The sequence below is a fragment of the Moorena sp. SIO3I6 genome (assembly GCF_010672095.1).
Genome location: NZ_JAAHHU010000013.1, coordinates 1 through 13,588 on the forward strand (window position 1 = coordinate 1; position 13,588 = coordinate 13,588).

Consider the following 13,588-nt stretch of genomic DNA (forward strand, 5'->3'; position numbering starts at 1 on the left):
AACTCCTCAGTTTGATAACTGATACAATTGTTTCAACTGTAACTCCCAAACCAACTACGAACAAAGGATCTTTTCCACATCTGCTCATCCTTTTGTAAACAAATATTAATTTCGCCAGCCGTATCAACTTTGGGGGACTTTAAGAGTTTTGTTCCCCCCAAAATTGGGGGGCTAGGGGGGCTCAATCATACCCAGAATCAGCAACACCGAAAATTGAATGGGTAACTAAGTAGTCAGGGGTCAGCTATCAGCTATCAGCCAAAGGCCAATGACTGACCGCTGACCGCTGACCGCTGACTGCTTTAGGTTTGTTATGATCACCTTTTGGACAAATGTTGTTGAAACGGAAACCAGATGAGTGACTTGGATTCAGGGAAGTATCGAGAGCTACTAGTAGAAGTCAAGCAGCGCATTCGCCAGGCCCAGTACCAATCCCTCAAAGCAGTAAACAAAGAATTAATTACTCTTTATTGGGATATTGGACGGTTAATTGTTACCCGTCAACAGGGAGAAACCTGGGGTAAATCAGTCGTAGAACAATTAGCAAAAGACTTACAAGCTGAGTTTCCAGGTATCAGTGGCTTTTCGGTTCGTAATATCTGGAATATGCGCAATTTATATCTCACATACTTTCAAAATGAAAAACTGCAACCATTGGTGGCAGAAATTGCTTGGAGTCATAATTTGGTTATTATTCAAAAGTGTAAAGATGACTTAGAGCGAGAGTTTTATAGTAAGCCGTCAGCCGTCAGCCGTCAGCCGTCAGCCGTCAGCCGTCAGCTTAAAATAAACCTCTAACGGGAGAATTGAATCTTGATAGATTAATGATAATTGAAAGTCTGAAAAAAAGTCCATTGCGCATTAGCTGATAGCTGATAGCTGATAGCTGACTCGCTTATAAATTAGCAACAAAGAGTATTTTATTGATTTGCTGTTATTTCATCGCCATCTCAAATGTTTGGTAGCCATCGATTTAAAAATCGGGGAGTTTTTGCCGGAATATATAGGCAAGATGCAGTTTTATTTGGCAGCGTTAGATGACAAAGTGAGGCTAGAAGAGGAGAATTCTGCCATAGGAATTATTCTTTGCAAGTCTAAGGATAAGACCATTGTGGAATATGCCTTGAAGGAGTCAAACAAACCGATTGGTTTTGCTACTTATCGAATAGTTTCAACGTTACCACAACAATTGCAGAATCAACTTCCTGCACCTGAACAAGTAGCTCTGTTATTGGAGGGTGTGGAGTAAGCTCATAAGGGTAGGTTTTTTACTTTGACCTCAGGTGTGGGGTGTAGGGGGTGGGGTGTGGGGTGTGGGGCATAAGAAAGCGATGCATCGCTTTGCGTCAATTCTTGTCCACTGTTCCCTGTTCCCTGTTCCCTGTTCCCTGTTCCCGACTTCTGCAAGAAGTCTAGTAAAAAGGTTCAATCCTCCAAAAATCCACTTTCTCTAAAGTAGCAGAGGTAAGTTTTAAATAAATCCTGATTAACCTCCGGTAACTGGATACCACTTTCCCTTAAACCATCAATCACATTGCGACAATCGTACTCAATTAAGTTTGTTATGTTCGACGGTGATTCCGGGAAGTTAGGTAAGTAAGGGTAGAGAGGATTTTCCATATCCTCTATCAACTTAGAACGCCAATGAGTATAGTCAATTTCTTGTAAGCTATAGCCCAGGGAGCGCACCCAGTCAAAAATCTCCCTCAGATGCACCGATTTGGGATTAATTAAATGGAATGCCTTCCCAAATAAACTCTTTTGTTGAGACAGACAAACAATAGCTCGGCTGACATAATCTACTGGGACAAGGTTTTCTGCTAAACCACTCCAGCTGGGAAAACATTTGAGTCGAATACATCCTTTCACCCGTCGCGAGAGTAAGTCATCGAAACTAGACACACCGGTTTGACTGTGACCACTAATCCTCGAAGGTCGATAGATAGTTATGGGCAAACCGCGCTTGGCAGCTTCCCAAACTAACTGCTCTGCTACCCACTTGGTCTGAACATAGCCTACTTTTGGTAAATCATAATAATTGGCAGTAGCTGACTCGAGAATGGGTTGATCAGTTTGGGATGTTGATAACACGCTGATGGTAGAAACGTAATGAACCGGTTTGAGCTTCCCTAGACTGGCCAGTCTCAACACGTCTTGGGTTCCCAAAACATTCGCATCTTTTAAAATAGGGTAAGACCACACATGATTAACATAGGCTCCAGCGTGATAAACAACATCAATTTCTTGGCATAAATTATTATACTCAGTTGCTGAGAGTCCAAAACGACTGCTTCCTAAATCTCCGATGATGGGAATAATTCGAGATGTAAAATTCTCACTCCATAATCCAGTTGCTTCTAACTTGCTCAATAGTCTTTCTTTGCCAGCATCACGATTATCAGCCCGAACCAAGCAATAGACAATAGCATCCGTTGTGGTCAATATTTCAGAAAGTAAATGAATTCCCAAGAAACCTGTGGCACCGGTTAGGAAAATTCGTTCCATTGGACTGACGATTGGCGCGATCGCAGTTAATGGCTGAATATCTGGATCTAAAGCAGCTTCTGCTTCTAAATCCCAAGTCTGGGATTGATAGTCTCCAGTCACTAAAGCTTGGTCGATTGCACTAGCCAAATCAGAAACAGAGGGATAATCAAACAATGCCCTTAGGGATAAATTAATCTCGAAGGCTTCACGAATCCGAAACATCAGTTGAGTGGCCAATAGGGAATGACCACCTAACTCAAAGAAACTATCATCAAGGCTAATGCTCTGAGGGTGCAGGGAGAGAATTTCGGCAAAAAGACTAGCGATCCGAATTTGACTCTCTGTCTTTGGTGCAACGAAGTCACTACTTTGGCTGAAGGCAGCAGAGGGGGCAGGTAATGCTTTGCGGTCTATTTTACCACTGGGAGACAGGGGTAATGACGTCAGGGGCACCACTACACTGGGAACCATGTAGTCTGGTAAGTGCTGTCTGGCATACTCTTTCAGGGCGCTGATGTCAAGATCATCATCCCCAACTACATAGGCTACCAGGCGCTTGTTTCCTGGGGTATCTTCCCGGCAGATAACGACGCATTCCTGCACGTGCTGGTAGTCACTGAGCACCGATTCAATTTCCCCGAGTTCGATACGGAAGCCTCGGATTTTGACTTGATGGTCAATGCGACCGAGGAATTCAATAGTGCCATCTGGTAAATACCGAGCTAAGTCCCCAGTTTTGTAGAGTCGAGCCGATGGATTATCAGTGACATACTCCCACACTGACTCTTTGAGTTCAGTGTGGGCTTCTTACCAACTCCACCCAACGGTATCGGCTTTCGCCGACGCTGCGCGAACGGATACTCGGTAAGCTTTATTAACGACACGGGATGCCCCTCCGCGCCGGAACAATACAATAAGTTGTATTTTTGATTAGTAGGTGGCTGACAAACCAGCATTTAAGGCCTTTGGCCACGCTTCGCGAACGGCTTTGTTTATCAGTAAATATATTATAGCAATTTTTTAATACCCTGTGCAAAATTCATCCCACACCTATGCTACGCATATTTGTGTGGGGCTTCTTTTGCCGGACAGCTAAATGGATGCTGAATAAATCGCTCTGCCGTTAGCTCAGGGCGATTAAAATAACCCCGAGCAAGCCCCACCCCGCCAATGTATAGCTCACCGGCAACCCCAATCGGAACTGGCTGGAAAGCTTGGTTTAGCAAATAGATTTGACAATTAGAGATGGGTTTTCCAATCGGGGGCAGGGCTGGCCATTGAGCAACGTCTTCTGGCAGGGTAAAGGCTGTCACCACATGACTCTCAGAAGGCCCATAGTGGTTATGGAGAGTACATCCTGGCAAACGCTCCATCAAATTGCGAATGGCATTAGAGATTTGTAATTGTTCTCCTGCGGTAATGATGTCTTGCAAGTGGATGGGCAGTGATGGTGATGTTTTCGCTACAGTTGCTAACTGTTGTAACCCAACAAAGGGTAAGAATAAACGAGCAATGTTTTCCTGGTTGAGTTTGGACAACAGTGCCATGGGGTCAGTGCGTATGTCCTCTGAGATTAAAACTAAGGTTCCTCCAGCACACAAGGTCGAGAAGATTTCCTGGAAGGAAACATCAAAGCTAATCGGGGCAAATTGGAGGGTGCGACCAGTGTTAGATGCTAAGGTCTGCTGAAGTTGCCAAGCAATCAGATTCAGTGACATACTCCCACACGCTCATCAGAGATTACAGTGTGGGCTTCTTGCCAACTCCACCCAACGGTATCGGCTTTCGCCGACGCTGCGCGAACGGATACTCGGCAAGCTTTATTGACGACACGGGATGCCCCTCCGCACCGGAACAATACAATAAGTTCTATTTTTTAGGAACGTAGGTGGCTGACAAACCAGCATTTAAGGCCTTTGGCCACGCTTCGCGAACGGCTTTGTTTATCAGTAGATATATTATAGCAATTTTATAATACCCTGTGCAAAATTCATCCCACACCTAATGCTACGCATTAGGTGTGGGATGAATTTTGCCGGACAGCTAAAGCTTGGTGGGGCATGGCAACCCCTTTCGGTTGCCCAGTTGAGCCAGAAGTATAGATAATATAAGCCAGGTGATCTGGTGTAGTCTGGCCATTGAGGTTGGTGGGTAGATGTTGGGCAATGGTTGGCCAATCCTTATCTAGACAAAGGGTATGCTCTGCCATTAGCTGCACCTGGGATATTAAACACTCTTGGGTGAGTAGAATGGAAACTTGAGCAGTTTTCATCATGTAGGCCAGCCGTTTCTGGGGATAGCCAGGGTCTAGGGGAACATAAGCTCCCCCGGCTTTGAGAATTGCTAGCAGCGCGATCACCATCTCCAAGGAGCGCTCCAGACAAATTCCCACCGGAACATCTCGGCCAACACCCAAAGAAAGCAAGTAATGGGCAAGTTGGTTAGCCTTTTGATTCAACTGGTGATAGGTCAGAGCTTGTTCGGCAAAACGTAATGCTACTGCATCTGGTGTCTTTTGGACTTGGGTTTCAAATAACTGGTGAACACAGGCATTACGAGGATAATCGGTTTGGGTTTGATTCCACTCCACTAATAATTGCTGTTGTTCAGCAGCACTCAAAATCGGCAATTGAGCAATGGTTTGTTCTGGAAATACAGTGATCCCCTCTACAAAAATTTGGAAATTTCTTGTCATCCGCTCAATCGTTGCGGAATCAAACAGGTTGGCATTGTATTCAAAAGCGCCAATCAGTTCTGTATCGCTTTGAGTCAGGGATAAGGTTAAATCAAAGGTAGCCCCAGCAGTGGGTTTATCTAAAGACTTAGCACTGACAGTCAGCCCCGACAACTCTAGGGTTTCCTTCGGGAGATTTTGCAAGGTAAACATCACCTGAAAGAGGGGACTAACCCCTGGCAGCCGTTCCGGTTTCAGTTGCTCTACCAGCAGGTCAAAGGGGATATCGCCATGAGCATAAGCATCTAAGGCCACTTGACGAACTTGGGAAAGCAACTCAATGAAGGTATGCTGTTGCTTCGGTCGAGTGCGTAAGACTAAGGTATTAACGAAGAAGCCAATCAAAGCCTCTGTTATGGCTGGGTTTCGGTTGGCGATGGGAGTCCCCACCACAATATCGTCTTGATGGCAATAGCGAGACAGAAAACCGGAAAAGGCCGCAAAAAGGGTAATGAATAGGGTTGTTCCCTTACCCTGGCTTAAGACATTGAGTTGATCAGTTAGGTCAGCATTGAGGCCAAATGGCACCCGGCCAGATTTGAAGGGTTGAGTTGTGCGGGGGCGATCCAGGGGGAGGTTAAGCACTGGGGGAGCATCCGCTAATTGCTCTTGCCAGTATTTAATTTGGCTATCTCTAAACTCCCCGGTGAATCGGCGGCGTTGCCAAGTCGCATAATCAACATACTGAATGGGCAGAGGGGGTAATGATGGCGATGTTTGAGTTAAACCAGCCGTATAAAGCCATGAGAGTTCTCTGAGCAAAACTTGTATTGACCAGTCATCACTAATGATGTGGTGCATGGTCAGTAGTAAAATTTGCTTTTCCTGTGAATTGCAAATTAGCGTAAATCGCAGCAGAGGGCCAACAGTTACATCGAAGGGGCGATTTTGTTCTTGGAAAATCACTTCCTCAATCCCATCCAACCCCTCAGTGGTCAAGTCTACCATAGATAGGGGTAACCGAATCTGGGATGAAATCCTTTGGTTTGGTATGCCCTCGCCAGCTGAAAAGGTGGTTCGTAGGATTTCGTGGCGGTCTATGAGGGTTGCGATCGCATTTTCTAAACTCGTTCTGTCTAATGACCCGGTAATCACAAACGCTCTCACCAAGTTATAGGCAGCACGATTGTCTTCCAGTTGAGCCAGAAACCAGAGACCTTGTTGGGTTAAGGATAGAGGAATTTCTGCCTCTCTTGCCGTGGGGGTGGGAACTAAGGGATAGTCACCAGTGCTACAAGTGCTAGTGTTTACGGATTCTAGGTATTCTGAGAGCAGGCTAATTGTTGGTGCTTCAAAAATCTGCTTCAATGGGATTTCAATGCCTAGTCTCTGGGAAATACGAGCCACAACTTGGCTGGCATGAAGGGAGTGTCCCCCTAATTCAAAGAAATTATGCTCAATGCCAATCGGCTCAATTTTTAGGACTTCAGACCAAATTTTGACTAAGGTTTCTTCTATTTCCGTACGGGGGGCAATAACGTTTAATTCTAATTGTGATGTTGATAGAATTGATTCCGGTTTTGGTAAAGCCCGTCGGTCAATTTTACCAGTTACAGTTAAAGGTAATGACTCTAGCCAAATAAAACAAGCGGGAACCATGTAACTGGGTAATTTGTCTCCCAACGCAGCTTTTAATTCGTTGGCTGTCGGTTTGTTTTGGGAATTTACCGGAGTCAGATAAGCCACTAGCTGTTGATCCCCAACTGCTCCCCCTGCTTCTGTCTGGGCGACTACAACCGCCTCTTGAACAGCGTCTAAGTTCAACAAACTGGCTTCCACTTCACTGGTTTCAACCCGATAACCTCGGATCTTGACCTGAAAATCTTTACGACCCAGGTGCAGCAAACAACCATCCGGTAATAACTTACCTAAATCACCGGTTTTGAAATATCGATGCTCCCCATCTGTGATAAACACTTGCTCGGTTCGCTCAGGCTGTTGCCAGTAGCCATTAGCCACTTGGCGAGAACGAACCACAATTTCACCAACCTCTCCCGGAGGCACCTCCTGCCCCGATTCATCCCAAAGGAAAACCTCGGTGCCCTCAACACCATAGCCCGCAGGCACGGTGGCACCAGTGAGCACGGTTTTTTTGGTAATGGGAAATTGTCGGACTGGACTAATCTCTGTACCTCCAAGATTCACCATTAAGGTGCATTGGTCGGAAAAGTTTTCCTGGAAAAGTTCCGCATCCTGTCGGTAAACCGTTTCACTGCCAATTTGGATCAGTCGTAACTTAGGAAAATTTCCAAGCCCATCTAATTTTGAAACAAAGTGACGAAACAATGTCGCCACCGCAAACATAATGGTGATTTCGTTATCTCGCAACCATCGGCCTAACTGATGTAACCCAATTTGCTTGACATCCAAGGGGAATAGGGCTGCTCCATTCAACAGGGCACAGTAAATATCTCGCACTGCACCACCAAAAGCGGCTGAGTACAACAGTGAAAAGCGATCGCAAAAGCTAATCTTACTGCTGTTAGTATAGTTCCGGCATAGATTCAGGACATACCGATGGTTTTGGATCACACCCTTGGGGCGTCCTGTAGAACCAGAAGTGTAAAGAATATAGGCTTTATCGTCAGGATGATACTGAATTTCTAAGTTCTCGTCTGAAATCCCTGGTTCTAGGCTGTCAATCCTTAAAATATCTTGGCTCAAAACATCTTGGCTCAAAATCCTCTGCTCAAACCCTGAAGCATCGAGATGGTAGCGATCGCTTAAAATTAACCTAGCCTTTGAGTCCTTAAGAATCAGGCTAAGGCGAGACTCTGGCAACGATATATCTATCGGAACATAAAATTTCCCAGCCTTGAGTACCCCCAACATCCCTGCAATCATGCTTGGTCCGGTCTCAAATAACAGAGCAACCGGTTCAGACCCAGCCCCAAGCTTGGTTAAGATTGCTCGTGCAATCCGGTTAGCCCATTGGTTTAAGGCGTTGTAGGTTAGCTCTTGTCCAGGAAAACCGATGGCAAGACGATTCCCATGACGTGAAACCTGTTGTTCAAATTGCTCTACAATTGACCGTTCAACATTTTCTAAGGGGAAAGGCTTAAAGGTCTGGTTGGGACTATCGTTGTCGTTCAGGGTCAGGGGTTTTACAGAGGGATTCATCGTTTGAGCTTTGGTGTTTGAGCTTTGGTGTTTGAGCTTTGGTGGTTTGGGCTGACATCAATGGGATATAGCAGTAGGTACTAAGGTTAGGACAACTCTTACTTCTAAAACCTTTTTAGAGTCAACTTCTGCCTTCTGCCCTCAGCATAGCTGCCTTGCGCGTAGCGCTATAAAACCTGTCTCGTCACAGGTTCAGTTCCATGGCTGCCATCGGCTGAAGGGTTTCAGCGGCATGGTTCAAAGCCAGTTGAACCGGATTAATCACCTCGATCGCCGACAAAAACTGCCCGACAGCACCGGTACTTCTTCCTTGCAGCAACTCCAGCAAACAGGGAATTTCACTACAGCCTGCGATGATACAGTCCAGGTCAGGTTGGGTTTTGAGCAGCTCAACAAAGAAGCGTTCCCCTAAGAAGCAGGTGATATCCTGATTAGAGGCTTTTACCCCCTGATAAATGCAGTCCATCAGGGTTAACTGCAAAGCATCGTTTGGTTCGATCAGGTCAATTCCATTGGCTTGAAGGGGATGGGCGTAGACCTTTCCCCATCGCGTGGCACTGGTGCATAGGAGTAACGGTCGCTGCCAATGCCCATCTCTGAGATGCTTCACCACAGATTCAATTAATGAAATCCACTGGAGTTTAATCGCCATTTGGGGATGATTGTTCAAGAGCCGTTGCCAGGCAAAAGGAAGGAAGTAATGGGCAGCATTACACAGGACAATCACTTGGATCGGAGTATGGCGTGTATAACATTGTGCAACTCCCACTCGAATTGCCATCTCTAGCATCGCCACTAACTCCTCTTCGGCCAAGGTTTTCCTCAAGGTTTTGCTGCCAGCTTGCCTTTTCTCGGTCATAACTGTTGTTCGATTCGGCACTGCACAGGCCTGTAACAACACAATTTCCCGAGTGTTTTGAAACATCTCACAGGCTTGCTCAAATCCCTCCACCCCTGGGATAGGACCCATCCCACCAATTAAGAGTAAGGGGGGAGCTTTGGTGTGCTGAGGCCGGAGTACCATCACCTCTGTGGGATAGTCTTGATCCGCAATCACTTCTCCCAAGTCATAGTGGAGCCTGGCGATGTCAGCTAATTTTCGCCGATAGCCTGGGAGCGCCGTAATCGCCTGTTGAGCTGTTTGAAAAACGTACTGATGCTCTGGGTTAAGACGCGCAGATAAGGGGTTCGTTGGCATGAATTTCTTGACTCATACTGTTAGTTAATTCTACCATTAAACTACCTAAACGAGTCAAATATTCCACAAATAAGTTCCGATCCTGTTCGTAATCAATGGATGTGTTTGTCCCTTGACAATAGGCATTCAAGGCTTTGACCACTACCAAAAAGTGATCCACTTCCGTCTCATCAGCCACATGGGCGTGGATATAGGTCAGGGCTTGCTCTTTTTCTGGAGCCGAGAAGGAGTAATGACGATCAATGAGATCACTAAAAGCTTTTAGGGCGATGGTATACTCACCGTGGTTATAGATCTCAGAAAACATATTGGTGAACAATCCCTTGGGGATATCATTCACTACCATGTTCTGATAAATCCATTGTTTAAACTCTCTGGCTTTCGGTAAGCAATACTGCTCTAATTGCCAGGAATCGTTATCCAAAAACACCCCAGCCGGTGATACAGCTCAGCATGGGTTTGACATCCATAGTCTAAACCGAGGTCTTCATAACTGGTCTCAGCGTTGAAGGCTCCCGCCATGAATAACTGTTCCCTGACTGAATAGGGATTTGCCAAAGCCAGCCGTTGTAAGCGACAAGATAGACCATAGATCGCCAACATCTTGAGGTGAGTCGCCTTCCAGGAGTTAAAGAAATGAGCCAGAAATGACTTAGACCAACGATGGGTAGGAACCAGTGCAAAGAAATTATCAATCTTGCTTACTGCCTCCGTTGCTTCCGAGAAACCTTGAGTCAATTACTGCCTCAACTGGGCGTCATCCACCATATTGATTAGAGGATTTACCGTCTCTAACAAGGAAATAGTCATACCAAAAATTGCTACCCACAATTGCCTGTTATTTATAATACCTCATCCGGCTCGCGTGTCAACATTTAATTTTATTTTTAAAGTGATTTTAATGTGAATTTAAGAAACCAGATTTTGCAATTCAAGTTGTAGTATTTTTTTAAAAAATGTAGTATGTTGCGATAAATTATTTGGGCAGGATTAGGGCTGGTGGGACGGTTAGGCTTTCCTTCTGAGGCTGTAGTCTGGAATCTACCGGATTCTGTATTAATCGCGCACATTGATCCCAACCCATAAGGGTTATAATTCCCTCAAATGTTAGACAATGCAGCCTTACGGTTTGGTTCCCTTGACTCTCCTAATCCTAGAAATGAGGTCACATCAACCGTTCATAGTTCCAGTCGTTCTCTAAGTCCGTGTTCTCTAGGTTTCCTGATCTTCTTAGTTAACTACCTTAACTAGCAGAACACAGCTTATTCATAGCATAGCTGATTTACCTAAAACTTGACATTATTCAATTATTTCCACCGCTTATATCATAAAATGCCAATTTTTTTTTAACTTGTTATCAAATTTTATATAAGTAATACTTAATCAACTTAATTAATGTATAAGGCTTTATTATAAATATAGTTATTATAGTTATAGCGGTTTTAATAGTAATGAGTTATTAAGAATTTTTTCCCATTGTTCCTCTAGGAAATAGGTCAGCAGTCAGCAGTCAGCAGTCAGCTTGAAATAAATGTCAGCTTAATGAGCGATCGCAAACTGCTGCAGCAATACGGACTCCTGCAATTGCCCAATTGGACAGCATATCTCCAAAAAACTCAGTACGTGCAGGAGTTAAGTGCCAACGCCTCTTCTCAATCCAAGCTTTTGATTCAGCCAGCCTATTCTCAGTATTTAGATCAGATCACCGATGATGGCTGGCTAGCTGTTGGTGATGCAGCTTGTACCCTAGATCCCCTATCGTCGGCTGGTATTCACAAGGCGTTGCAATCGGCAATTAAAGCAGCTGATGCGATCGCAAATTATGTTAAAGGTAAATCTCAAGCTTTGATCACCTACGAATCTCAAGCACTTCACCAGTTTGAACTGTATTTATAAGACCGGCGCAAATACTATTCTTATTCAAGGACAGATTGGGTTTGAACTACTTGTGTCAGGCAGTCAGGACTGTATCTTGGAGCTGGCTAGGTGGTCAGCAATCACCTTGTGATAGATCTTGATCATGTGATCTACCTTAACTTCCCAATCAAAATGTTGCATAACTTTCTTTTGGCCCATTCTTCCCATATCAAGGCGTTTTTGGGGTGAGTGGGCCAGGGTCAGCATTGCATTGGCAAGACTATCAATAAACTCCTCTCGAGAGGAGGGTTCTACAAGAATTCCACAAGAAGTATCGAGATAATCTGCTGGGCCTCCCCAATTACTGGCAATCACTGGAAGTCCCTTTGCCATTGCCTCAAGCACCACTGCCCCACCACACTCTAAAAGACTCGGTAAAACAAACACATCAGACTGCTGTAATTGCTCTGAACACTTTTCCTGAGAAAGCCAACCAGCAAAAAATACTTTACCAGTATTGTGGATAGTTGTGGATAAAATATTGAGTTCTTGTGCTTGTTTCTCTAATTTATCCCGCTCTGTACCATCACCAATAATAGTTAAGCTAATCGGAAAGTTTAGGGATGCTTTTTTAAATGAAAGCAGCAATAAATCAACGCTTTTCCAGTCCACAAGCCTACCGATAAAAACATCTTATGTTTTTATCGGTAGGCTTGTGGACGCAGATTTCAGAGGTTTAAATATAGATAAATTTACACCGTTTTCTACTATTTCAATGACTTGTTTACAGGCGACTTGAGGTAGTGCTTTTCGGGTTCGCTCATTTGCCACTATTAGTAATGCTGCCTGTTTCTTTCCAGGTATCAATTGGTTCATAATATTCGAAAACTTCCGTCCCAAAAATATGGTAAAGTTGACAGTTTTATTTGGGAGTTTCTGAAAACCTGGAGGATAGTCCATACCACCATTCATAGGACCAATAATTATCGGTACACCCATTCCAAACAGCATAGATGGTTCTTTGGGGGATACTGGAATCGGTTGATGAATTATATTGATCTGCTCCTGCTTAACAATACGGCGAATGATTTGTCGCTGGGTCAGCTGGGTCAAAAGACGCATAACCAGCCCTAGCGTAAAGTAGGATAAACGGGTAGGCAGTAGACGACCTAACTGCCACAACATACGATGCCAAATGGTGTCAGGAACATAAGCAATATGTTGATCTTGGGGAAATAATGCCTCTAATTCTGCACGAGTGCGTTCGTGTACGACTAACCAGGTAGGAATTCCTCGTTGGCGCAAAATTCGATAGTAATGTAATGGAAGAGCTGCTTCACCACCAAACTTTGCAGATGCATGTTCCGCTGCAATCAATACTCGAAGGTTCATCTTATATACCCTATGTTCTGTGATCTGTTTATGCACTAGCACCCGGGATTGACCTTTGGTCACGCTACGCGATGCGACCTAGGAGCCGCTAAAAGCGATCGACTACGCTTACTTTGTCACTCTAATTACCTATACAGGGTAAATCTATATTGTCAATAAACTACTAATATTTCTTAATAAACCCGGCCTTATTGTGCTTGTTGACAATGGATTTTCCACATATAGTGTTTATTTAATTACAAAAAAACTAAGCTGTTGCAGATTTAAATTGGATATTATTCAGTTATCAAAAAAAACCGTCAAACCCTCTCCCGTGCTCCCATTCCCCCCTTACTAAGCAGGGCGGTTTTTTGCGTCCTGCTAAAATTTAATTGGTGGGGAAGTGGGCAGATAGGGAGATCGGGAGATAGCGGTGCGCGTGAACGCGCACCGTGGGGAATTTTTATTAATAAAAAGTATTGCATAACCTGAAAAAAACCCTCTCCCCATTACCTATTACCTATTACCTATTACCTATTACCTATTACCTATTACCTATCTCCAAAGTAAAAAACCTACCCCTGTGAGCTACTCCCTACTCCCTACTCCCTACTCCCTACTCCCTTTTCCCTTTCCTAAAACCACCTTTAATACCACGGTTTGGATCGCGAAGTTGGATATTATCTTCTAGTTCAAATGCACAAGGTAGTTTGGCAGACCAGCATAGCTCATAGTCTTCTGGAGAGATATCTTGTGGAGAAAAATAATTAATACCATTGACTTGTTTTTTTACTAAATCTGACGTCATCAGATGGGGAGTT

At 44.4% G+C, this 13,588-nt stretch carries 12 protein-coding genes; 3 read left to right on the plus strand and 9 right to left on the minus strand.

The genetic code is table 11. The features are described 5' to 3' along the window. The first annotated feature begins 354 nt into the window (after nucleotides 1-354). Complete coding sequence (locus F6K49_RS07180; protein WP_293095422.1) at nucleotides 355-798, plus strand: DUF1016 N-terminal domain-containing protein; 444 nt, start codon at nucleotides 355-357, stop codon at nucleotides 796-798. Between the two features lie 103 nt (nucleotides 799-901). After that, a complete protein-coding gene (locus F6K49_RS07185; protein ID WP_293095518.1) occupies nucleotides 902-1,249 on the plus strand; it encodes a PDDEXK nuclease domain-containing protein in 348 nt (115 codons plus the stop codon). Nucleotides 1,250-1,425: 176 nt separating this feature from the next. Here F6K49_RS07185 and F6K49_RS07190 read toward each other — a convergent pair whose 3' ends face one another. The 7 genes from F6K49_RS07190 to F6K49_RS07220 form a co-directional block, all read right to left on the minus strand. After that, a complete protein-coding gene (locus F6K49_RS07190; protein ID WP_293095425.1) occupies nucleotides 1,426-3,267 on the minus strand; it encodes a thioester reductase domain-containing protein in 1,842 nt (613 codons plus the stop codon). 275 nt (nucleotides 3,268-3,542) lie between these two features. Further along, nucleotides 3,543-4,205 carry an AMP-binding protein gene (locus tag F6K49_RS07195; protein ID WP_293095428.1) on the minus strand — a complete coding sequence of 221 codons (663 nt, stop codon included), beginning with the start codon at nucleotides 4,203-4,205 and terminating at the stop codon, nucleotides 3,543-3,545. Then, the gene (locus tag F6K49_RS07200; protein WP_293095432.1) at nucleotides 4,196-4,345 is read right to left on the minus strand and encodes a hypothetical protein; all 150 of its coding nucleotides are present in this window, start codon (nucleotides 4,343-4,345) and stop codon (nucleotides 4,196-4,198) included. The genes F6K49_RS07195 and F6K49_RS07200 overlap by 10 nt, the downstream gene beginning before the upstream one ends. A 156-nt stretch (nucleotides 4,346-4,501) precedes the next feature. Next, nucleotides 4,502-8,341 carry an AMP-binding protein gene (locus F6K49_RS07205; RefSeq protein WP_293095437.1) on the minus strand — a complete coding sequence of 1,280 codons (3,840 nt, stop codon included), beginning with the start codon at nucleotides 8,339-8,341 and terminating at the stop codon, nucleotides 4,502-4,504. Between the two features lie 184 nt (nucleotides 8,342-8,525). Continuing rightward, on the minus strand, nucleotides 8,526-9,539 hold the full coding sequence (locus F6K49_RS07210; RefSeq protein WP_293022211.1) for an aspartate/glutamate racemase family protein: 1,014 nt from the start codon (nucleotides 9,537-9,539) through the stop codon (nucleotides 8,526-8,528). Then, a complete protein-coding gene (locus F6K49_RS07215; protein ID WP_293095440.1) occupies nucleotides 9,508-9,963 on the minus strand; it encodes a hypothetical protein in 456 nt (151 codons plus the stop codon). Before F6K49_RS07215 ends, F6K49_RS07210 begins: the two co-directional genes overlap by 32 nt. After that, nucleotides 9,939-10,277, minus strand: a complete 339-nt coding sequence (locus tag F6K49_RS07220; RefSeq protein WP_293095443.1) for a hypothetical protein — start codon at nucleotides 10,275-10,277, stop codon at nucleotides 9,939-9,941. Before F6K49_RS07220 ends, F6K49_RS07215 begins: the two co-directional genes overlap by 25 nt. 804 nt (nucleotides 10,278-11,081) lie before the next feature. Between F6K49_RS07220 and F6K49_RS07225 the strand changes: the two genes are divergently transcribed. Beyond that, nucleotides 11,082-11,435 carry a tryptophan 7-halogenase gene (locus F6K49_RS07225; RefSeq protein WP_075899345.1) on the plus strand — a complete coding sequence of 118 codons (354 nt, stop codon included), beginning with the start codon at nucleotides 11,082-11,084 and terminating at the stop codon, nucleotides 11,433-11,435. Nucleotides 11,436-11,498: 63 nt separating this feature from the next. Here the strand turns inward: F6K49_RS07225 and F6K49_RS07230 are convergent, their stop codons facing one another. Then, a complete protein-coding gene (locus F6K49_RS07230) occupies nucleotides 11,499-12,080 on the minus strand; it encodes a glycosyltransferase family 4 protein (RefSeq protein WP_293095521.1) in 582 nt (193 codons plus the stop codon). A 9-nt stretch (nucleotides 12,081-12,089) separates the two neighbouring features. Further along, nucleotides 12,090-12,788 carry a hypothetical protein gene (locus F6K49_RS07235; RefSeq protein ID WP_293095446.1) on the minus strand — a complete coding sequence of 233 codons (699 nt, stop codon included), beginning with the start codon at nucleotides 12,786-12,788 and terminating at the stop codon, nucleotides 12,090-12,092. Nucleotides 12,789-13,588: the final 800 nt, after the last annotated feature.

What these genes read in the sequence shown, in the direction of transcription:
- F6K49_RS07235 (WP_293095446.1), bottom strand. Translation starts at nt 12,788, where the DNA reads ATGAACCTTCGAGTATTGATTGCAGCGGAACATGCATCTGCAAAGTTT.
- F6K49_RS07195 (WP_293095428.1), bottom strand. Translation starts at nt 4,205, where the DNA reads ATGTCACTGAATCTGATTGCTTGGCAACTTCAGCAGACCTTAGCATCT.
- F6K49_RS07180 (WP_293095422.1), top strand. Translation starts at nt 355, where the DNA reads ATGAGTGACTTGGATTCAGGGAAGTATCGAGAGCTACTAGTAGAAGTC.
- F6K49_RS07205 (WP_293095437.1), bottom strand. Translation starts at nt 8,341, where the DNA reads ATGAATCCCTCTGTAAAACCCCTGACCCTGAACGACAACGATAGTCCC.
- F6K49_RS07225 (WP_075899345.1), top strand. Translation starts at nt 11,082, where the DNA reads ATGAGCGATCGCAAACTGCTGCAGCAATACGGACTCCTGCAATTGCCC.
- F6K49_RS07210 (WP_293022211.1), bottom strand. Translation starts at nt 9,539, where the DNA reads ATGCCAACGAACCCCTTATCTGCGCGTCTTAACCCAGAGCATCAGTAC.